This window comes from Andreprevotia lacus DSM 23236 (assembly GCF_900176275.1).
Classification (GTDB): Bacteria; Pseudomonadota; Gammaproteobacteria; order Burkholderiales; family Chitinibacteraceae; genus Andreprevotia; species Andreprevotia lacus.
The window spans coordinates 14373-34943 of sequence record NZ_FWXD01000037.1 but is presented as its reverse complement, the minus strand read 5'-3'; the positions used below and the strand labels follow the sequence as shown (position 1 = coordinate 34943).

Here is a 20571-nt window from a genome sequence, read left to right as displayed (position 1 = left end):
CTCATTGCGCTCATCAGGGTACCAGCGGTGTCATCACCATCCAGCTCCCAGCTGAACACGCCACCCAGACCACTCGACTTCACATAGCTCACCTTGGTGGCAATGTCCGCCGGCGTGTCATACGACCAGAACGTGCTGCCATCGAACTTCCACGATTGCTTGGTGATCGCGTTGGTGTACACCGTACCCGCTGCGTTCTTCAGCACCTTGTAGTCTTCGATGCCCGCTTCGTAGGTACCGGTGGCTGCCTTGGCGGCCGGTTGGTACAGACCGTTGTTGGCGTTGGTCACACCCGTCCAGCCACGACCGTAGAACGGTACACCCACGATCAGCTTGCCAGCCGGTGCACCGGCAGCGATCAGGTTCTTCACTGCGCTGTCGATGTTGTAGGTGGCGCCCAGGCCCGGTTGACCGGTCTTCGGGTCGTTGTAGTTCGGGCTGGCCGGATCGGCGTACAGGTTGCTGTGGAAGTCGGTCGGACCCGTGGCTTCCCAGCCGCCATGGAAGTCATAGGACATGATGTTGATGTGATCGAGGTACTGGCTGTAGGCAGCCGGCTCGGTCATGTCGATCTTGTCCTTGCCCGCGCTGATCGCGACGGTCAGGCCGTACTTCTTGCCGGTGGTGGCAGTGACTGCATCCAGCTGGGTGCGGAATTCCTTCAGCAGCAGGGTGTAGTTCTGCTTGTCGGCCGCCGAGACGGTGTTGTAGCCGAAGCCTTGTACGCCCGGGAATTCCCAGTCGATGTCGATGCCGTCGAATACGCCGGCAGCGGCACCCGTACCACCTGCACCGTCATACACCGGCAGGTTGCCCTTGATGTAGGTGTTGATGCACGAGGAGACCAGTTGCTTGCGCAGGGCGTCGGTCGCGGATGCGGCCGAGAACCACTTGGACCACGACCAGCCGCCGACCGAGATGTACACCTTCAGGTTGGGGTTGAGGGCCTTCAGGCGCTTGATCTGGCCGAAGTTGCCGCGCAGTGCGTCGTCCCACTTGTCAGCCACGCCGTCAACCGACGAAGCGGCATCGAACGATTTGCTGTAGTCGGCAAACGGATCGCCACCGTCACCATTGCCCGATTCGGTACGGTACTGGATGTCGCATTCGTAGCCGCCGTTCTTCTGGTAGACGTTACCGAAGGCGTAGTTCAGGAAGGTCATCTTGGCCGCGGAGCCGCTGGTCTGGATGGCCTTTACCTGGTAGTTGCGGCCGTAGATGCCCCACTGAGCGAAGTAGGAACCGACTTCCTTGCCGCCTGCCGACGGAACCGGGGTCGCGGTCGGGGTGCCCGGGACCGGTGTAGCAGTCGGCTTCGGTGTAGCAGTCGGCACATTGGTCGGCGCCGGGGTAGCGGTCGGAGCCGGTGTTGCGGTCGGCTTCGGTGTCGCTGTCGGGGTGCCAGTCGGGGTGGCTGTCGGTGTCGCGGTCGGAACCGGCGTAGCAGTCGGTGCGCTGGTCGGCGCCAGGGTCGGCTTCGGCGTAGCGGTGGCAACGGCCGTCGGCACCGGGGTGGCAACAACGCCAGCACCCAGCACCAGCCATACCTTGCCCGAACCTGCCTCGCCCGAGCTGGTCGCCGGGCTGTCGCCACGGGTCCACCACTGCGCCTTGTAGCTCTGGCCGTTCAGCGAGACGCACTCACCACCCACATAGGTCGCGCTGGCATCCCATGCGGCACAACCCGCTGCCGGCGTTGCGGTCGGCTTGGGTGTTGCCGTCGGGGTAGCGGTCGGCACCGGCGTTGCGGTCGGGGCCAGCGTCGGCTTGCTGGTCGGGGTCACGGTCGGTGCAACGGTCGGCGCCGGTGTGGCAACGACGCCCAGCGGCAGCCAGACCTTGCCGGTACCTACCGCGCCGGCATTGGTGGCCGGGCTGTCACCCTTGGTCCACCACTGGGCCTTGTAGACCTGGCCATTGAAGCTGACCATTTCGCCACCCAGATAAGTCTGGTTGGCATCCCATGCCGGCGTACCGGACGGCACGCTGGTTGGTGCCGGGGTCGGCTTGACGGTGGGCACTGGTGTGCTGGTCGGCAGCAGGGTCGGGGCTGGTGTCGGTACCACGGTCGGCACCGGGCTTGCGCTCGGCTTGGGCGTCGCTACCGGGGCCGGCGTCGCTGTCGGCAGCGGGGCGGCCGTCGGCACCGGCGTAGCTGCCGGGGAGCCGCCGTTGGCCGACTTGAACGCATTCCAGAACTGGAAGTTGCTGGTGTTCACGCCGCTGTACAAGGCCAGATCGCCCTTGCCGATCTGGTCGCGCTGCATGGCCCAGTACGACAACAGACCAACGCCATTGGCCTTGGCAAAATTGGCGACGGTTTGGGCGTGCGCCACGGTGAAGACTTCGGCCGAGATGTCGTTGATGCCGATCATCGGTGTAATGCCGATCAGATCCCACAGCTGCGCTTCGCTATAGCCGGGGAACAGCGGGCGCATCTGCTCGCGGGTGCGGGTGGCTGCGTCGATGGCCAGCTGGCCGAGGTCGCTGCGGCCATTGGTGGCGTACGAGCCGTAGTCCATCGCCATGATGTTGACGCGCGCAACCTTCACGCCGGCGCTGACGGCAGACTGCACCACCGCCACCGAAGCTGCCGACAGGCCGCCCGGATCAGTGCCCCAGCTATAGGTCACCGGCGGCACCACGGCCAGGGTGAAGGAGATTTTCAGCTCGGGATACCTGGCTTGCAGGCGCGCCAGCGCGGTCGAGCGCACGGTATTGGCTGCCGTGTTACCGACGGCGCCGCCTTCAACGTCGAAGTCCAGCGTCTTGATGCCCGAGCTTTGGATCAGTGCGTCGATCTGGCTGACCATCTGGTCTGCCGTGCATGCCGCTTCCAGATAGGTGCCGTTGGCGCCGCCAAACGACAGGATGAGCTTGCCACCCGAGGCCTGGAACGACGCAATGTCGCTCTTCATCACACCGGTGATGGCATTGCTGCTGCCGTCGGTGGTGGCCTGGCAGCCGTTGCTGCCGTTGATGATGAATGCCAGCGTAGCGCCGTCTATGCCCTTGGCTTTGGCATCGGTCAGCGACGTGACCGGGTAGACGGAGTTACCGAAGCCCCACGTATAAAAATACGGCGCCACCTGAGTGGCCTGGGCAGCGCCGGTCAACAGCAGCGAGGCTGCCAGTGACTTGAGCGCGAACGGGAAGAATTGGGAACGCATGTCGTGTCCATACTCCATATTTATCATTGGTTTTTGTGGGTTTCGGGCGGACCAACCCATTATTGTTTTTCTAAGCGCGGTCGCACCATGCTGCGGTGCGGCGCGCATACTAACATGACCGTATTGCGCATTTCTTGCCGGTGCTGCAGCGCAGCGATGCGGCAAAATCAGGGCCCGGCTGTGCATATCAGCAGACAATCATTCAGCCGGGATGGCAAAATCGCCACTTGTCCGCCATCTGACTTCACCATGCCCCCATCCGATCTGCTTAGCCGCAGCCTTGCCGCCGTCTGGCATCCGTGCACGCAAATGAAGCGGCACGAGGCTTTGCCGCTGGTACCCATCAGCCGTGGTGAAGGCGTATGGCTGTACGGCCCGGATGGCGAACGCTATCTGGATGCGGTATCAAGCTGGTGGGTCAACCTGTTTGGCCATGGCGCACCACGCATCAAGCAGGCCATCAAGGATCAGCTGGACCAGCTTGAGCACGTGATGCTGGCCGGCTTCACGCACGAACCCGTGGTGCGGCTGTCCGAACGGCTGGCAGCGCTCAGCGGCCTTGGCCACGCTTTCTATGGTTCGGATGGCGCATCCGCCACCGAGATCGCGCTGAAAATGGCCGCGCATTACTGGAAGAACCTCGGCCGGCCGGGCAAGCATCGCTATGTCTATCTGGCCGGCAGCTATCACGGTGAGACCATTGGCGCGCTGGCCGTTACCGACGTACCGGTGTTTCGCAGTGCCTATGCCGAACTGATCGGCCAGCACTATTGCGCAGCCAGCCCGGATGCGCGCCAGGCGCAACCCGGCGAAAGCGCCGAAGATGTGGCGCTGCGCGCCGCGGCCGATCTGGCACGCCTGCTGGCCGCGCACCATGGCGAGATCGCGGCGCTGATTGTCGAACCACTGGTGCAGGGCGCCAGTGGCATGGCCATGCATCACCCGCGCTATCTGGCCGAGGCACGCCGGTTGTGCGATCAATACGATGTGCTGCTGATCGCCGACGAGATCGCCGTGGGCTTTGGCCGCACCGGCACCCTGTTTGCCCACCAGCAGGCCGGCATCAAGCCTGATCTGCTGTGCCTGTCCAAAGGCATCACCGGCGGCTTTCTGCCGCTGGCCGCCGTGCTGTGCAGCGATGCGGTCTATGCCGCGTTCTACAGCGACGATGTCAGCCGTGGCTTTTTGCACTCGCACTCCTACACCGGCAACCCGCTGGCATGCGCCGCCGCCAACGCGGTGCTGGACGAGTTCGAGCAGGCCGATGTACTGGCCGCCAACCGCGAACGCGCGGCACGCTGGCAAGTGGCGTTCTCCACACTGGCGGCCCACCCCCGAGTGCAGCATTTCCGCCATTGCGGCATGATATGGGCATTCGACGTGCAGGACGCCGGGCACGGCTTCGCACCGCGCCTGTTTCGCGCTGCGCTGGCGCGCGGGCTGCTGCTGCGCCCTGTTGGCAATACCGTTTACTTCATGCCGCCTTACGTCCTGACCGGGGACGAAGCGCAATTTTTGACAGACCAAACGCTGGCAGCGTTGCAGGCTGCGCTGGCCACCGACACGGAAACGCCGGATGTCCCTCTCGCTTAACCTGCCGGAAATCGACCCCAAGCTAGCCAGCATGGTCGAAACCGATCCCAAAAAGCTGCGCGAGTGGCTGATCGGCCTGCCCATTGCCAACGTGATCGAATCCGGCCGCATGGTCAACGATGCGCTGGTCAGCTGCAACCGCACCAAGATCGACGCCGACGAGCGCATCAAGCTGCTGGAACACTATCGCACGACGCTGGAACTGCTGCATGGCGGGCTGGAGAACCTCTACACCATCAGCGGCCTGCCGCTGCGCGATAGCGCACGCCAGGCCTCGCAACTGGCTCGCTCGCTGTGGATGGCACTGGCTGATGGCTACAAGCGCGCCATTACCGACAAGCTAGAAAAGCGCAGCCTGTTCAGCTCCAACAAGCAGATTCCGCCCCTGATCCAGGCCGCGTTGCTGGTGTATTACCGCGTCGTGCAGCTCAGCAGCCGCGTCTACAGCCCGGTGCCTACCGGCATGTGGCAAGAGGCGCACCGGCTGTTCCGCTATGCCGCAGAGAGCAAGATCCTCGACGAGCCGGAAGAAACCAGCATCGCACTGCAGTACAAACGGCTGCTCATGCTGGCCCTGGCCGATCCACAGCGCTATGCGCCAGCCGAGCTGGACAAGGTGATCGAACTCACCGACAACTATGCGCATCTGGTGCACTTTCAGGCCCTGAGCGAGCTGAGTTCATCAGCCGGCTTCTTCCTGGTGCAGCTCGACCGCGATGCCGGCCCGCATTATGTCGGCTCGCGCAGCGGTGATCTCTACGATGGCACCGTGGTGCTGATCGACACCATCGAGCTGGGCAAGAAACTGCACCGCGCGCTGGCTGCGCTGGAGCAGAAGATCCCGCAGGCCACCGACCGTGCCAAGGCCATGATGTGGCTGGAGCTGCTGCGCCGTGTTTCCAAGCAGTGGACCATTGCGCCCAAGCGGCTGTTCAACCGCATCCTGGCCGATGCAGAAGTGGAAATCTGCCTCGGCCTGCAGGCCAGCGCGGCCTGCACCGGATCACGCCCCATCGACCCGACCGCCGACGATGACGAAGCACCGCGTCCGGCCGGCAGCCGCTGGCGCGTGCTGAACGAAAGCCCCGGCGGCTACGCGGTACGTACCCGTGCAGCCCCATCAGAAGGGGTGCGCGCCGGCGAAATCGTCGCACTGCGGCCACCGTTCTCGGATGACTGGCTGGTTGCTTCGGTCCGCTGGATGCAACAAAGCGAGCAGAACCAGATCGAAATGGGCTTGCAGATCATGACTGCCAACGCGCAGGGCGTGCTGATCAAGCCGCTGACCAGCAACGATGCAGGCCAATACCAGCATGCACTGCTGTTGCCCGAGGTATCCGCCCTCAAGCAACCGGCACAGATTGCCGCCATGCGCGGCATTTATGCGCCGCTGCGCGAACTGTCGGTGCTGACGCCGGATGGTGAAGTCGTGCTGCGCGCCACCCGGCTGGTCGAGCAACAGATGGGCTACGACCTGTTCCAGTACCAACCGCGTTGACGACAGCGGCGCGGTCGCATCATTGCCGCCCGCGCGGGCTTTACTTTGCTTCGGGCTGCCGGCCGCCGATACCACACTGGTGCAGGCCGGTCGCCAGTGCCTGCGCCAGCAGCGTGCGCGTGGCGGGCTGACGCAACAGGGCTTCCTGCTGCGGATTGACGATGACACCGGCCTCGAACAACAGCGCCGGTTGCGTGGCCGTTTTCAGCACCACCAGATCATCAAACCAGTAAATGCCACGCTGGGCGTCGGCCAGCGGGCGGTTTTCGCCGGCAATCGGCTCGGCATGGTGCAGCGAGGGCTTCAGGCCGGCGGCCAGCAAGGCATCGCCCACCCTGGTGGCGCAAGCCAGACTGGCGGCAGGATCGACATTCTTGCGCGACACGAACAGCGAATAACCGGCAAAGCGGCCGGCCTGCGGCAGATACTGCGGCTGCACAGAATCATGGTGGATGGACAGAAAGAAATCGGCGCCGGCCGCCGCACGCGTGCGCTCGGTCAGCACGTCCATCTCGCCATCGGCGCCAATCAGCCTGACCTCGTGACCATCCTGCGTCAGCGCGTCGCCCACCACGCGGGCCAGCGCCAGATTGAACTCGAACTCCGGTCGCCCACCGGCACTGGTGGCACCGGATTTGCTGTGCGAGTGCCCGACATCAACCGCCACCAGATCGGCAGCGCCCGCCGTCGCCGCTGCCAGCAGCGCGGCCAGAACCAAGCTGCGCATCATTGTCGCTTGGCCCTGGGGTGGAATTGATCGTAGCTTTTCATCAGGTAATCGATATCAAGGTGGGTATAGACTTGGGTAGTGCTCAGGTTGGCGTGGCCCAGCAGCTCTTGGACCGCGCGCAGGTCATGCGACTCCTGCAGCAGGTGGGTGGCGCAGCTGTGGCGCAATTTGTGCGGATAAAACGGCTCGGCCAGCCCCACCACGCGCGCCGCATGCTTGCAGCGCAACTGCACTGCGCGCGTGCTCAGCGGTTTGCCGGTGCGGCCAACAAACACTTGGGCCACCTCGCCATGGCGCAGGCAAACCGGGCGTTCGGCCAGCCAGTCCTGCAGCGCGCGGCAGGCGGCACCGCCGACCGGCACCTGGCGGATCTTGTTGCCCTTGCCCAGCACGCGCGCCAGCCCGGCCTGCAGATCCAGATCAACCAGCTTGAGGCCAACGATCTCGGACACACGCAGGCCGGATGAATACGCCAGTTCGAACATCGCGCGGTCGCGCAGGTCGAGGGCGGTTTCGGCAGGCAGTGCATTGAGCAGACCCTGTGCCGCATCCTTGTCAAAGGCTTGCGGCAAGCGCTGGCCGCGCTTGGGCGGGCGGATGCCGAGAGCAGGATTGCCCGGCCAGCCGCGATCCCGCTGCATGATGCGGTAGAACGCGCGCCACGCCGACAGCATGCGGGCAATGGTGCGTGCGTCGTACTGCCGGCTGCGCAGCTGGCGTACGAAACCACGGATGTGCCGTGCCTGCAATTGCGCCGCCGGCACGGCATCTGCGGCAGCCAGCACCAGCAATTGCTCGACATCGCGGCGATAGTTGCTGCGGGTATGCGGGCTGGCGGCGCGTTCGCCTGCCAGCACCTGATCAAAGTGGGTCAGTTCTGCCGCTGCAGCCAGCAGTGCCGGATCGGGCTGCGTGGCTTTGGCGGCGACCTGCCTGCGGCGTCGCTCAGGCCTCGTCGCCATCGAACGCTGCTGCACGCTCCACGGCAGCTTCAACCGCTGCCGGCGTTACGCGGCGAATGGCCGCCGACACCAGATCGGCCAGTCGCTGCAGGTACAGCGTGCCCATGTCCGGATAAAAGCGCTCGACATCATCACTGGCCATCACCAGCAGGCCGAACGGCTCTTCGCCGGTGCGCAGTGCAAACTGCGCGAACGACTTCAGATTGTGCTCGGGGTCGTCAAACCAGCCGTGCACCTCGTCGGTGACATAGGGACCACAGTACGGCGACACCAGATTGGCCGACAGCTTGCGCACCGCATCGCCCACCGGCGCAAACTCACGCAGGTTGGATTCGGACTGCAGCCACAGGCGCATCGCCACCTGCGGCACCTGGAAGCGTTCTTTCAGATGGAATTCGAGCGTGCCCACGATGCCGGCCAGATCGCCAGCCTGCATCAGATCGACCGCCAGCCGGTGCAGGCGCTCGGAAATCAGGTCGTTTTCTTCGCCGAACTGCAGCAATTCGCCCAGGCGCAGTTCCAGCGCGCGGTTTTTGTCGCGCAAGGTCAGCAACTGGCGCTCTGCCAGCGAAATGGCCTGACCACGATGAGAGTGGGGCACGTAGATTTCGGCCACATCATCGGCGTATTCGTCGAAGAAGGCCGGGTTGTCCCGCAACCAGCCCAGAATGTCGTGCGCTTGCATCGTATCCCCTTGTTCCACGGCGGAAGCTCAGGCTTCCGGGAGGTTGATCACGCCTTCAAATACCGTTACGGCCGGGCCGGTCATCAGCACCGGGGCATCACCGCCCGCCCATGCAATGGTGAGATCGCCGCCGCGCGTGCTCACGCGCACGCGGCCATTGAGCAAACCACGCTGGATGCCGGCCACCACGGCCGCACATGCGCCGGTGCCGCAGGCCAGTGTCTCGCCCGCGCCACGCTCGTACACGCGCAGCTTGATCGCGTCACGGCTGACAATCTGCATGAAGCCGGCATTGACCTTGCGCGGAAAGCGCGCGTGCTTTTCAATCAGCGGGCCAACACGTTGCACCAGGTCGGTATCGACATCGTCGACCACCTGCACCGCATGCGGGTTGCCCATCGATACGGCGGTGATATCGAATACCTCGTCACCCACCTGCAAGGGGTGAATCACCGCCTCGTGCTCGGCCAAAAATGGCACTTCGGCCGCGTGCAGTTCGGGCGGGCCCATGTCGACGGTCACTTCGCCATTGTCTTCCAGCTTGGGATAGATCACGCCGCGTGCGGTTTCCACTGCCAGTTCGCGCTTGTCGGTCAGGCCCTGATCGCGCACGAACTTGAGGAAGCAACGTGCGCCATTGCCGCAATGCTCAACCTCTTCGCCACTGCTGTTGAAGATGCGATAGCGGAAATCATGGCCGGCTTGCTGCGCGGGTTCGACCAGCAAAAGCTGGTCAAAGCCCACGCCGAAATGGCGGTCACCCAGCTGCTGCACCTGGGCGGCATCAAGGGCGATCGGGTTGCGCACGCCGTCCAGCACGATGAAATCGTTGCCGAGGCCCTGCATCTTGGTGAAGCGTAGTGTCATAAGCACCGACTGAAACTGTTTACCGTGTAAGGCTAACCGGCCGGGCCGGCGCAATCAAGCCAAGAAAACTCAAGCAGAAAAACCATTCGGATTGGCCGACTGCCAGCGCCAGCTGTCCGTGCACATGTCCTGCAGGTTCTTTTCCGCCTTCCAGCCCAGCAGTTCAAATGCCCGCGCCGGGTCGGCATAGCAGGCGGCGATGTCGCCGGGCCGACGTGCCACGATCTGGTACGGAATCTTGCGACCGCTGGCATTCTCAAACGCCTGCACCATGTCCAGCACCGAATAGCCCTGACCGGTGCCGAGGTTGGTGGTGATCAGGCCCGGCTTCTGCGCCAGCTTTTCCAGCGCCTTGACGTGGCCGCGCGCCAGATCGACCACGTGAATATAGTCGCGCACACCGGTGCCATCGGGTGTCGGGTAATCGTTGCCGAACACGCTCAGTTGCTCGCGCTTGCCGACCGCAACCTGGGCGACGAACGGCATCAGGTTATTGGGGATGCCTTGCGGATCTTCACCGATCAGGCCGCTTTCGTGCGCGCCCACCGGGTTGAAATAGCGCAGCAGCGCCAGATTCCAGCTTTCGTCCGATACGTGCAGATCACGCAGCATGTCTTCGATCATCAGCTTGCTGCGACCATAGGGATTGGTGGCCGACAGCGGGAACGATTCGGTGATCGGCACCGCGTGCGGATCACCATAGACGGTGGCCGAGCTGGAGAACACCAGGCTCTTCACGTCGGCCGCCTTCATGGCTTCCAGCAGACGCACCGTGCCGACCACGTTGTTGTCGTAATACTCGAGCGGCTTCTGCACCGACTCACCCACCGCCTTCCAGCCAGCAAAGTGAATCACCGCATCAAAGCGGTATTGCGCAAACGCGGCGTCCAGCGCGGCGCGGTCGCGGATATCGCCCTCGATGCACAGCACCGGCTTGCCGGTGATGGTTTCCAGCCGGCGCAATACTTCGGGCTTGGCGTTGTAGAAGTTGTCGAAAATCACCGGCGTGAAGCCGGCTGCAAGCAATTCGATATAGGTGTGCGAGCCGATATAGCCGGCGCCGCCTGTCAACAACACGTGCATGCGAGCTCCTAGCGCCGCTCCTGCCGCCAGAGCAGGATGAGCGCGATGATCATGAACAATACCGTCGGCACCGACACCACCAGCGGGGCCGGCCAGCTTTTGAGCTCGCCCAGGTAAACGACGATGCGATTGAGGAAATGGAAAGCCAGGCCGACCAGGATGCCGGCAAACAAGCGCACGCCCACATTACTGCTGCGGCGTTGCGTTTGCGCGAAGGGCAGCGCAATGATCAGCATGGACAGACAGGCCAGCGGGTAAAAGAGCTTGCCCCACAAGGCCAGCTCGTAGCGCTGCGTGGTTTGCTTGTTGCGCGACAGATGGTCGATATAGCTGTACAGAGAGCGCGCCGACATCTGGCTGGGCTCGACCAGCAGCACCGCCAGCATTTCCGGCGATACCTGGGTCTGCCAGGTGGTCTGCGGCATGGCCTTCACCTGCACGCCACCATCGCGTGGCTGGAAATAGGTTTCGCGCGCCTGATTGAGCTGCCATCGCCCGTCGCCGAGGAAGCGGCCCTGCTCGCCTTCCAGAATGCGCCGTATGCCCAGATCAGGGGTGAACTCGTAAATGCGGATTTTGAAAATGGTCAGATCGGGCAGCATTTCGGCAATGTTGACGATCTGCGCGCCGTCCTTCACCCATACGCCGGAGCGGAATTCGCTCACCAGCATGGATTTGGTGGCCGACAGCCGATACTGGTTGGCCATCTGCTTGGTGGCCGGTGCAATGTATTCGCCCAGCACGAAGGTCAGCGCGCCATAGGCGGTGCCCACCATCAGCAACCAGACCAGCAGACGGCGCACGGATACGCCGGAGGCGCGGATCACCGTCAGTTCGGATTGCCCGGACAGCGCAGCCAGCGCAAAGATGCCGCCGATCAACGCCGCCACTGGCATCAGCTCGTAGGCATTGGCCGGCGCCTGCAGCACGATGTAGAACAGTGCGTCCTTCAGGCCGTAGCCGCCCTTGCCCAGCGACGACAGCTCGGTAATCAGGTCAAAGAAGGTATACAGCCCGAGCAAGCCGGCCAGCGTGAACAGAATGTAGAGCGTCAGCTCGCGGAACAGGTAGCGGAACAGGATGGACATCACGCTGCCCTCACCCGGCCGCGCCAGGCAAACAGCGCCACGGTCATTGCCGCCGCAACGGCATGCAGCGGCCACATGCCCAGCCAGGCGGGGGTACGGCCATCGGCAATCCACGCCTGATTGATGTTGATGCAGTTGTAGTAGAGAAAATACAGCACGATGGCGTACAGCAGGTTGAGCGAGCGCCCGCCACGCGGGTTGAAGAAGGCCAGCGGAATGGCCATCAGCGACAGGATGAGCGCCGACACCGGAATGGCAATGCGCCATGCCACTTCAGCCTGTTGCTCGGGGTCTTTGCTGCCCAGCAGCTTCATGGTCGGGCTGGCCCGGGTGGACGGGCTGGAGATCGGCCGGTCGGGCGTATCGATGCGCAGGCGCGCCTGTTCGAACTGCACCGTTTCAAAATTGGGCAAACCCGGCGTGCCGCGATAGATGCGGCCATTGCCCAGCGACAGCCAGCGCTCGCCGTTGCCATCCAGCACCAGGCCACCACGCTGCGCCAGCACCACAGAGACCTGATCACCCTGCTTGAGCTGTACGAACACGTTCTGGCCCGTGGTGTGCTCGCCGGTGAAGTCCTCGACGAAATAGACGCGATCAGCCCCGGCCGATTCACGGAACACGCCCGGCGAAACCTGCGTGGTTTCCTGCCGTGCCAGCGAGCGCTCGCGGAATTCGTCTCCCTTGCTCAGCGCCCACGGCCAGCCATACAGCGACAAGGCAGCAATCAGCAGCACCACGGGAATGGCGAATTCAAGAATGGGGCGGATGAAATTCCTGATCGACTGGCCACTGGCAAACCAGATCACCATTTCGTGATCGCGCCACATGCGCGTCAGCACGGCCAGGATGCTGAGGAACAGCATCAGCGACATCAGCACCGGCAGATAACGGATGGCGGCAAAGCCCATCAGCGCCCATACGGCACTGGACGCGAGCGCGCCAACCGATGCCTGCCCCATGAGCTTGACGACCTGGGTCGTCAGCACCATCAGCAGCAGAACCGAGAAAACGGCGATCGCCATCCACGACAATTCGTGGATCAGGCTTTTTCGAAACAGCATGCGTACAGTAGCTCTGGGTTTGACTGGACAGGGGGGCTGGGAAATAATCGGGCGATCAAGCCTGTCGGATGCATGCAGCCGTCTCGCTGCACCACGATGCACCCACATTCTGCAAGCGGCATTGCTTCCTGACGGGAGCGCTGCAACTTGTCGCCACCCGCGCCAGCCTGGAGATCGCCATGGAATTTAGCATAAATCTCGCCTCCCCCGAAAAAGCCCAAGCCGAATACCTGGTTTTACCCCTTGCAGGCAAAAAATTACCAAGCGCACTGAGCAAGCTCGACACGGCAAGCAATGGCGCACTGAGCGCGCTGGCCAGCAGCGATGAATTCGGCGAAAAGGCCGGCAGCACACTGGCATCGCACCTGCCGGCCGCCGGCGGCAAGCTGCAAAAGCTGCTGCTGGTGCAAACCGGTAAAGAGGTGGATGCCGCCGGCGCGCGCAAGCTGGCCGACGTGATCGCCAAGGCGCTGATCGGCGCCAAACTGACCAGCGCAGCTGTCTGGCTGGGCGGCATCAAGGGTGCCAGCCTCGACGTGATCAGTGCCGCGATTTCGCAAGCCATCGTGTTTGAATCGTATCGCTTCACCGCGTTCAAGTCCGAACCCGATCCGGCCCCGGCGCTGACCCGCATCCAGTATCTGGTGACCAAGAAGGGCGAGACCGAGGCGGCCGAGGCCGGTCTGGCACGCGGTCTGGCCGTCGGCCACGGCATGAACTTCACGCGAGAGCTGGCCAACCTGCCACCGAACGCCTGCACCCCGACCTATCTGGCCGAGGAAGCCGTCAAGCTGGCGCGCCACTACGGTCTGAAGAGCACCGTGCTGGATACGCCCGAGCTGGAAGCGCTGGGCATGGGTTCCTTCCTGTCGGTCGCCAAGGGCTCGGTACAGCCGCCCAAGCTGATCACGCTGGAATACCGTGGCGGCGCCAAATCGGCCAAGCCGGTGGCGCTGGTGGGCAAGGGCATCACCTTCGACTCGGGCGGCATCTCGCTCAAGCCGGGCGAAGGCATGGATGAAATGAAATACGACATGGGTGGCGCCGCTGCCGTGCTCGGCACCTTCCGCGCCGTGGCCGAGCTGGGCCTGCCCATCAATCTGGTCGGCGTGATCGCCACCTGCGAGAACATGCCGGCCGGCAACGCCAGCAAGCCGGGCGACATCGTCAAGTCGATGGCCGGCACCACCATCGAAATCCTCAATACCGATGCCGAAGGCCGTTTGATCCTGTGCGATGCGCTCACCTACACCGCGCGTTTCGAGCCGGAAGTGGTGATCGACCTCGCCACGCTGACCGGTGCCTGCATCATCGCGCTGGGCCATGTCGCCAGCGGCCTGTATGCCAATAACGACGAGCTGGCCGATGCACTGCTGGCCGCCGCCGACGATACCGGCGACAAGGCATGGCGCATGCCGCTGTGGGACGATTACCAGGAGCAGCTCAAGTCCAACTTTGCCGATGTGGCCAACATCGGTGGCCGCCCGGCCGGCTCGGTCACGGCCGCCTGCTTCCTGGCGCGCTTTACCAAGGACTACAACTGGGCGCATCTGGACATTGCCGGCACCGCGTGGAAATCCGGCGCCGCCAAGGGGGCCACCGGTCGCCCGGTGCCGCTGCTGGTCGAGTACCTGTTGCAGCGCGGCCTCAAGAAGGGCAAGAAGTAAGCGCGTATCATGGAAGTGACGTTCTACTTCAACGTGCGCAACCGCGAGCAGGCGCTCTGCCAACTGGTCGGCAAGGCCGTGGCGCGCGGCATGCGGCTGAATGTGCTGGCCGGCAGCGAAGCTGCCGCAGCGGCGCTTGACCGCCTGCTGTGGGAGGTGCCGCAAACCGGCTTCATCCCGCATTGCGCTGCCGATGCCGACATTGCCGCAGCCACGCCAGTGATCATCGATCACCGGCATGAAAAGCTGCAGGTGCGCGATGCGCTGTTCAACTGGACGGACGGCGTGCCTCAGGGTTTTCAGCAGTATGCGCGCGTGGTGGAGATCGTCGAGCAGGACGAAGAACAACGGGCCGCAGCGCGCGAGCGCTGGCGGGCCTATCAGGGCCATGGCGTCACGCCGGTGGCCGTGGACATGCTCAAACTGGCACAAGGAGGCGCGGCGTGAGCAGTACGGACAATGACAGCATGAGTCCGCTGTTCAACAAGATGGACGCGCTGATGGCGCGCCATCGCGGCACACCCGCGCGCGACGAACACATTCCGGTGCTGACGCACGAGGCCGATGACCATCTCGACCTGACCCCGGCCCCGCCCGGTGCCAGCCATGATGAAGCCATTCCGGTACTGACCGAGACCGTCGATGCCGGCGGCCTGATGTTCGACCCCAACGAATTCCTCGCCCCGCCCCCGGTCAACGCACCCGCACCGGCCGTGGTCAAGCCCTCGCCGCCGCCACAACAGAAAGCACCGGAATTCACCGACCTGCCGCTGCTGGACCTGGATGCACTGACCGCCCAGCCGGCATTTGCACCGTCGTTCGACGCTAGCGCATTTGCCGACATCCCCCACCTGCAGCCGGAGCCATTGCAGGATGAAGCGCCGATACCGGTCGTCAGCGTGGTGGCCGATGAACTGCCCGCGCAGGACGAGGTCATTGAAGTCGCCGCCCCGGCAGGCAGTGCGGCTGCCGACTGGGATGAGCCGGCGCTGACACTGGACATGCCTGCGGCGGTGGAGGAGGAAATCCCCACGCTGCATTGGGACGACGGGGAAGAAACGGACTGGCCCGCCCCCGTCGCTGAGGTCGCTGAGGTCGCTGAGGTCGCTGAGGTCGCTGAGGTCGCTGAGGTCGCTGAGGTCGCTGAGGTCGCTGAGGTCGCTGAGGTCGCTGAGGTCGCTGAGGTCGCCAGCATTGTCGATGCCCCTCCTCCCGCATTGCAAGCGCTGGCCGAACCGGCCGGCGACGAGTTGCAGATCACCTTTGCCGATGACGCCAGCTGGGATCTCACGCTGGAAGGCCCGGCAGCAGAAAACATCGTCCCTGCCGCTGCCGATACGCCGGCGGCGCAGACCGTCGGCACAGACGAAGCGGCACCTGCCGTTCCGGACATGGAGCAGGCACGCCGCCACGGCGACGTGCCAAGCTTTACCCCGATGCGCCAGCAGGGGGGCGACGAGCACGGTTGGGACCTGGTGCTGGAAGACCCGGATACCACCACGGTAGCGCCAGCCGGCACCGCAGAGGCTGCAGCCTTGCCAGTCGAAGCGCTGCCGGTCGAAGCATTGCCAGCTGAAACCCAGCTGCCAGAAACAACTTCGCTCGCATCGGCACTGGCCGACAGTGAGACTCTCGCGGTTGCTGCCGCACTGCTGGAACAAGCGGGTTCGGCCGACTGGCTGACCGCTGCCACTGGCGAACCCGAAGAACTGCCGGACGAGCCGGGCAGCACAGCTACGCCAGTCGAGATCGTTGACGCCGCCGCCGTCGTGCTGCCGACGCCAGCGCCGCCCGTGCCGCTGCCTGTGGCGGAAGTTCTGCCCACGCCCGCACCGGTGCAGGTGGAAGAGCGCGACGTGTACGCCATCACTGCCGCGGTAGGCGCCCAGCTGGCCGTGGACATTGCCAGTGAGGTCGAACAGCTCACCCGCCAGCATTTCAGTGCACTGGTGGCCACGCTGTATGGCGATACGCTGCGCAAGCTCACCGAGGAAATCGCCCAGGAACTGGATCAGCGGCTGGCGCCACGCATTGCCGAGCTGGTGGAAGAAGAGTTGCGCCGCATGGGGCTGCGCTAGGTTCGGGCTGGCTGCCGGCAGTGCCTCACGATCACGAGGCTGGCAGAGAAAATGAAAAAGGACACCCGAGGGTGCCCTTTTTGCTGGCAGTGACGCCTGCTTACTTCACCAGTGCCTTCGCTTTGGCAACCAGGTTGTCGACCGTGAAGCCGAACAGCTTGAACAGCTCACCTGCCGGTGCCGATTCGCCGAAGCGATCCAAGCCGACCACGTCGCCTTCCAGACCGACATACTTGCGCCAGCCATCGGTCACGCCCGCCTCGATCGCAATGCGCGGCACGCCAGCCGGCAGCACCGATGCCTGATACGCCTTGTCCTGCTTGTCGAACACATTGGTGCTCGGCATCGACACCACGCGCGCGGCGATACCCTGCTCGCCCAGCACGGCAGCCGCCTTCACCGCCACATCCAGCTCGGAGCCGGTGCCGATCAGCACCACTTGCGGATTGGCGGCATCGCGCAGCACATAGCCACCCTTGCGGATGTTGGCGATCTGCTCGTCGCTGCGGGCCTGGAACTGCAGGTTCTGACGGCTGAAGATCAGCGTGGACGGGGTTTCCTTCTGCTCAATCGCGTGCGCCCATGCCACCAGCGACTCGACCGTATCGGCCGGACGCCATACGTTCATGTTCGGGATCAGGCGCAGCGTCGCGGTCTGCTCCACGGCCTGGTGGGTCGGGCCATCTTCGCCCAGACCGATCGAATCATGCGTGAACACGAACAGCGTCGGGATCTTCATCAGCGCAGCCATGCGCAGCGCATTGCGCGCGTATTCGCTGAACATCAGGAAGGTGGCGCCATACGGACGCCAGCCACCGTGCAGCTGGATACCGTTCATGATGGCGGCCATGCCAAACTCGCGCACACCGTAGCTGATGTGGTTGCCCACCAGCGCATTACCTTCACGCTTGAGCGGTGTGCTGCCCTTCCAGTTGGTGAATACCGAGCCGGTCAGGTCGGCCGAACCACCCAGCATTTCCGGCAGCGAAGGCACGAAGGCGTTCAGCGCGTTCTGGCTGGCCTTGCGGGTGGCAATGGTCTCGGCCTTGGCATTGGTTTCCGCTACTGCAGCCGCAACGATCTCGTTCCAGTTGCCCGGCAGCTCGTGCGCGTTGCGGCGCTTGAATTCGGCCGCCAGTTGCGGGTGCGCGGCTTCGTACTTGGCAAACAGTTCATTCCACTCGGCTTCCCATGCTGCGCCAGCGGCTTTCTTGTCCCAGCCGGCATAGACATCGGCCGGGATTTCAAACGGGCCGTGGTTCCAGCCGATGGCAGCACGGGTGGCAGCGATTTCCGCCTCGCCCAGCGGCGAGCCGTGGCTGTCGTGGCTGTCGGCCTTGTTGGGCGAACCCTTGCCGATGATGGTCTTGCAGCAGATCAGCGACGGTTTGTCAGTGACGGCCTTGGCTTCTTCGATGGCTTTCAGCACCGCATCCGGGTTGTGGCCGTCGATCGGGCGCACCACGTGCCAGCCATAGGCTTCAAAACGGCCCGGTGTGTCGTCGGTGAACCAGCCTTCCACGTGACCGTCGATGGAGATACCGTTGTCGTCCCAGAACGCGATCAGCTTGCCCAGGCCCCAGGTGCCAGCCAGCGCGGCGGCTTCGTGGCTGATGCCTTCCATCAGGCAACCGTCACCGAGGAAGCACCAGGTGTGGTGATCGACGATGTCCAGACCCGGCTGGTTGAATTCACGCGCCAGCAGTTTTTCGGCCAGCGCAAAGCCGACCGCATTGGTGATGCCCTGGCCCAGCGGGCCAGTGGTGGTTTCGATGCCGGGGGCGTAGCCGTATTCCGGGTGGCCGGCAGTCTTGCTGTGCAGTTGGCGGAATGCCTTGAGGTCGTCGATGGATACGTCGTAACCGGTGAGATGCAGCAGCGCGTACTGCAGCATCGAGCCGTGACCATTGGACAGGATGAAGCGATCGCGGTTGGCCCAGTGCGGGTTTTGCGGATTGTGGCGATACGGGCCTTCGCCCCACAGCGCCAGCGCGATTTCTGCCATGCCCATGGGCATGCCGGGGTGGCCGGAGTTGGCTTTCTGAACTGCATCCATCGCCAGCGCGCGGATGGCGTTGGCTAGGTCGGTACGCGATGCCATGGGAATTCCTCTCGTCGAAATAGTCAGGGCGGTTGCAAAAATCGCAGTCAGCGGGCCATGCGCCCATCTGCTGAACCGCCTGCATTATCCCCGACTGCGCCGAGAGGAAACAACCGATTCAACGGCAGTTTTTGTCCTCGGGCAAATTTATGCCGCATGCAGCCCTTGCTTCACCCTCAATAACGGGCAGAGCCCGGCTTTGCCGAGCCCTTGTTACCGCTTGGCTGGCAAGCCGAGACGACACTGCGGCTCCTACTCCAGCACGTAGCTGCCCGGCGCATCGCCCAGGTTGGGATACTGGCGGCTGGAGAGCTTGGGTTTGACCTGTCCGCCACCACGCTCGGCCAGCCATGCCGACCAGCTGGGCCACCACGAGCCGGCCGTCTTGCCCTGCCGGGCCAGCCAGCCATCGGCCGCCTCACCCTTGTTCACCGAGCCTTGCCAGTAACTGCGCTTGGACGTGGGCGACGGCGGGTTGACGATGCCGATGATGTGACCCGAAGTGGACAGCGTGAAGGTGACCGGCCCGCTGGCGCGCTCGGTCAGTTTCCAGGTCTGCAGCCACGGGGCGATATGGTCTTCCTCGGTGCTGACCATGAACAGCGGCGTACTGATGCGGCCCAGATCGATGGGCTGGCCGGCAATGGTGAGTGCATCGGGCGCAATCAGCTTGTTCTTGAAGTAGAACTCGCGCAGGTAGTAGCAGTGCATTTTCTCGGGCATGCGCGTGGTGTCCATGTTCCAGAACAGCACGTCGAAGGCCATCGGTGTTTCGCCCAGCAGGTAATTGCTCACCCAGTAGTTCCACACCAGGCTGTTGGCGCGCAGCATGCGGAAGCTGGCCGCCATTTCCTTGCCATCCAGATAGCCTTTACGGGCAATGGTCTGCTCGACGAAGGACAAGCCCTCTTCATCCAGAAAAACCTCGATATCGCCGGGGCGCGAGAAATCGGTCAAGGTGGTCAGCAAGGTGGCCGATTCGATCTTGGCTGCCTCGCCACGCGCCGCCAGCCAGGCCAGATAGGTGGCCACCAAGGTGCCGCCGATACAGTAGCCGGCCAGATTGACCGTGTCGCTGCCCGAGATCGCGCGCGCCACCTCGACGATGCGGTCGATGCCGTCGGTCACATACTCGTCGAAACCAATGTCGCGGTAGCTGGCATCGGGGTTCTTCCAGCTGGTGATGTAGACCGAGTGGCCCTGGTCGGTCAGCCACTTCACCATGCTCTTGCGGCTGTCCAGATCGAGCACGTAATACTTGTTGATCCACGGCGAAACGATGACCACCGGCACCTTGTTCACCGTGGGCGTGGTGGCCTCGAAGTGCAGCACCTCCAGCAGTTTGCCGCGATAGACCACCGCGCCGGGCGTGGTGGCAAGGTTTTCACCCACCTTGAACGCATCCATGTCGGTCATCGGAATATCGCCGCGCCCCATGTCGCGCGCGTAGTTCTGGTAGCCCAGTAGCAGGCTGTCGCCATGCGTGGCCAGCGCGCGCGCAATAGCCACCGGGTTGGTGGCGAGATAATTGGTGGGCGCCACCGCATTGAGCACCTGACGCAGCCAGAACGCGCTGCGGCTGCGTTCCTGATCACACAAGCTGGGCGTGGCGTAAAGCGCATCCTGCAGCCAGCGCGTATTGAACAGATACCACTCCTTGATGCCGTCCCAGAACGGCGAATCACGCCAGACCGGATCGGCAAAGCGTGTATCGTCCGGGTGCGGCGGGAACAGGTCGTTGTCCGGCGCGCCCAAGGTGCGGGCGAGGATCATCTTGTGCCACTGCGTATAGTCGGCCGACCAGTTCAGCAGCTGCCGCGACAGCGCCTCGGGGTGCAGCAGCCAGGCTTGCTGCGCCTTCAGGGTGGTGGCAACCAGGCCGAACGGGTCCAGCGCCTGCCGCAGCTCGTGCTGCAGCCCGGTCACGCGTTGCGCTTGTTCCTCAAAAAACTGGCGGTCCATTTCAGCCTCGCTCGCAGGGCAAT

The 20571-nt window shown here is 63.7% G+C and carries 15 protein-coding genes; 5 read left to right on the top strand and 10 right to left on the bottom strand.

What is annotated here, in order from left to right; translation table 11 throughout:
• Window positions 1–3170: glycosyl hydrolase family 18 protein (locus tag B9A19_RS19695; RefSeq protein WP_084092867.1), on the bottom strand; the 3170-nt coding region annotated here is incomplete at its 3' end.
• 249 nt (window positions 3171–3419) lie between these two features.
• Here B9A19_RS19695 and B9A19_RS19690 point away from each other — a divergent pair.
• Complete coding sequence (locus B9A19_RS19690) at window positions 3420–4763, top strand: adenosylmethionine--8-amino-7-oxononanoate transaminase (protein ID WP_084092870.1); 1344 nt, start codon at window positions 3420–3422, stop codon at window positions 4761–4763.
• Window positions 4747–6261 carry a cyclic-di-GMP receptor FimW-related protein gene (locus tag B9A19_RS19685; RefSeq protein WP_084092866.1) on the top strand — a complete coding sequence of 505 codons (1515 nt, stop codon included), beginning with the start codon at window positions 4747–4749 and terminating at the stop codon, window positions 6259–6261. The genes B9A19_RS19690 and B9A19_RS19685 overlap by 17 nt, the downstream gene beginning before the upstream one ends.
• Before the next feature lie 40 nt (window positions 6262–6301).
• Here the strand turns inward: B9A19_RS19685 and B9A19_RS19680 are convergent, their stop codons facing one another.
• The 7 genes from B9A19_RS19680 to lptF form a co-directional block, all read right to left on the bottom strand.
• A complete protein-coding gene (locus B9A19_RS19680) occupies window positions 6302–6988 on the bottom strand; it encodes an N-acetylmuramoyl-L-alanine amidase family protein (protein ID WP_217807128.1) in 687 nt (228 codons plus the stop codon).
• Window positions 6988–7953 carry a tyrosine recombinase XerC gene (locus B9A19_RS19675; RefSeq protein WP_084092864.1) on the bottom strand — a complete coding sequence of 322 codons (966 nt, stop codon included), beginning with the start codon at window positions 7951–7953 and terminating at the stop codon, window positions 6988–6990. Before B9A19_RS19675 ends, B9A19_RS19680 begins: the two co-directional genes overlap by 1 nt.
• Entirely contained in the window at window positions 7937–8638 is a 702-nt protein-coding gene (locus B9A19_RS19670; RefSeq protein WP_084092863.1) for a DUF484 family protein, read from the bottom strand. Before B9A19_RS19670 ends, B9A19_RS19675 begins: the two co-directional genes overlap by 17 nt.
• 27 nt (window positions 8639–8665) lie before the next feature.
• On the bottom strand, window positions 8666–9505 hold the full coding sequence (dapF, locus tag B9A19_RS19665) for a diaminopimelate epimerase (RefSeq protein ID WP_084092862.1): 840 nt from the start codon (window positions 9503–9505) through the stop codon (window positions 8666–8668).
• Window positions 9506–9574: 69 nt separating this feature from the next.
• On the bottom strand, window positions 9575–10588 hold the full coding sequence (gene galE / locus B9A19_RS19660; protein WP_084092861.1) for a UDP-glucose 4-epimerase GalE: 1014 nt from the start codon (window positions 10586–10588) through the stop codon (window positions 9575–9577).
• Between the two features lie 8 nt (window positions 10589–10596).
• Complete coding sequence (gene lptG / locus B9A19_RS19655; RefSeq protein ID WP_084092860.1) at window positions 10597–11676, bottom strand: LPS export ABC transporter permease LptG; 1080 nt, start codon at window positions 11674–11676, stop codon at window positions 10597–10599.
• A complete protein-coding gene (gene lptF, locus B9A19_RS19650) occupies window positions 11676–12740 on the bottom strand; it encodes an LPS export ABC transporter permease LptF (protein WP_176217028.1) in 1065 nt (354 codons plus the stop codon). The genes lptG and lptF overlap by 1 nt, the downstream gene beginning before the upstream one ends.
• Window positions 12741–12919: 179 nt before the next feature.
• Between lptF and B9A19_RS19645 the strand changes: the two genes are divergently transcribed.
• From B9A19_RS19645 to B9A19_RS22330, 3 genes are read left to right on the top strand one after another with little or no spacing between them, the layout of a single operon-like run.
• Window positions 12920–14407 (top strand): leucyl aminopeptidase, encoded by a 1488-nt coding sequence (locus B9A19_RS19645; RefSeq protein WP_084092858.1) that lies wholly within the window; start codon window positions 12920–12922, stop codon window positions 14405–14407.
• A gap of 9 nt (window positions 14408–14416) precedes the next feature.
• Complete coding sequence (locus tag B9A19_RS19640) at window positions 14417–14854, top strand: DNA polymerase III subunit chi (RefSeq protein WP_084092857.1); 438 nt, start codon at window positions 14417–14419, stop codon at window positions 14852–14854.
• Window positions 14851–16485, top strand: a complete 1635-nt coding sequence (locus B9A19_RS22330; protein WP_139799009.1) for a hypothetical protein — start codon at window positions 14851–14853, stop codon at window positions 16483–16485. Before B9A19_RS19640 ends, B9A19_RS22330 begins: the two co-directional genes overlap by 4 nt.
• A 100-nt stretch (window positions 16486–16585) precedes the next feature.
• Here B9A19_RS22330 and tkt read toward each other — a convergent pair whose 3' ends face one another.
• Together tkt and B9A19_RS19625 are read right to left on the bottom strand one after the other, a co-directional pair.
• Complete coding sequence (gene tkt / locus B9A19_RS19630; RefSeq protein ID WP_084092856.1) at window positions 16586–18586, bottom strand: transketolase; 2001 nt, start codon at window positions 18584–18586, stop codon at window positions 16586–16588.
• 252 nt (window positions 18587–18838) lie between these two features.
• A complete protein-coding gene (locus B9A19_RS19625; protein WP_084092855.1) occupies window positions 18839–20548 on the bottom strand; it encodes a PHA/PHB synthase family protein in 1710 nt (569 codons plus the stop codon).
• Window positions 20549–20571 lie beyond the last annotated feature (23 nt).

Excerpts from the sequence above, each read along its gene's own strand:
- lptG (WP_084092860.1), bottom strand. The coding sequence starts at position 11,676 with ATGTCCATCCTGTTCCGCTACCTGTTCCGCGAGCTGACGCTCTACATT.
- B9A19_RS19690 (WP_084092870.1), top strand. The coding sequence starts at position 3,420 with ATGCCCCCATCCGATCTGCTTAGCCGCAGCCTTGCCGCCGTCTGGCAT.
- B9A19_RS19680 (WP_217807128.1), bottom strand. The coding sequence starts at position 6,988 with ATGCGCAGCTTGGTTCTGGCCGCGCTGCTGGCAGCGGCGACGGCGGGC.
- B9A19_RS19640 (WP_084092857.1), top strand. The coding sequence starts at position 14,417 with ATGGAAGTGACGTTCTACTTCAACGTGCGCAACCGCGAGCAGGCGCTC.
- dapF (WP_084092862.1), bottom strand. The coding sequence starts at position 9,505 with ATGACACTACGCTTCACCAAGATGCAGGGCCTCGGCAACGATTTCATC.
- tkt (WP_084092856.1), bottom strand. The coding sequence starts at position 18,586 with ATGGCATCGCGTACCGACCTAGCCAACGCCATCCGCGCGCTGGCGATG.
- B9A19_RS19645 (WP_084092858.1), top strand. The coding sequence starts at position 12,920 with ATGGAATTTAGCATAAATCTCGCCTCCCCCGAAAAAGCCCAAGCCGAA.
- B9A19_RS19625 (WP_084092855.1), bottom strand. The coding sequence starts at position 20,548 with ATGGACCGCCAGTTTTTTGAGGAACAAGCGCAACGCGTGACCGGGCTG.
- lptF (WP_176217028.1), bottom strand. The coding sequence starts at position 12,740 with ATGCTGTTTCGAAAAAGCCTGATCCACGAATTGTCGTGGATGGCGATC.
- B9A19_RS19670 (WP_084092863.1), bottom strand. The coding sequence starts at position 8,638 with ATGCAAGCGCACGACATTCTGGGCTGGTTGCGGGACAACCCGGCCTTC.
- galE (WP_084092861.1), bottom strand. The coding sequence starts at position 10,588 with ATGCACGTGTTGTTGACAGGCGGCGCCGGCTATATCGGCTCGCACACC.
- B9A19_RS19685 (WP_084092866.1), top strand. The coding sequence starts at position 4,747 with ATGTCCCTCTCGCTTAACCTGCCGGAAATCGACCCCAAGCTAGCCAGC.
- B9A19_RS19675 (WP_084092864.1), bottom strand. The coding sequence starts at position 7,953 with ATGGCGACGAGGCCTGAGCGACGCCGCAGGCAGGTCGCCGCCAAAGCC.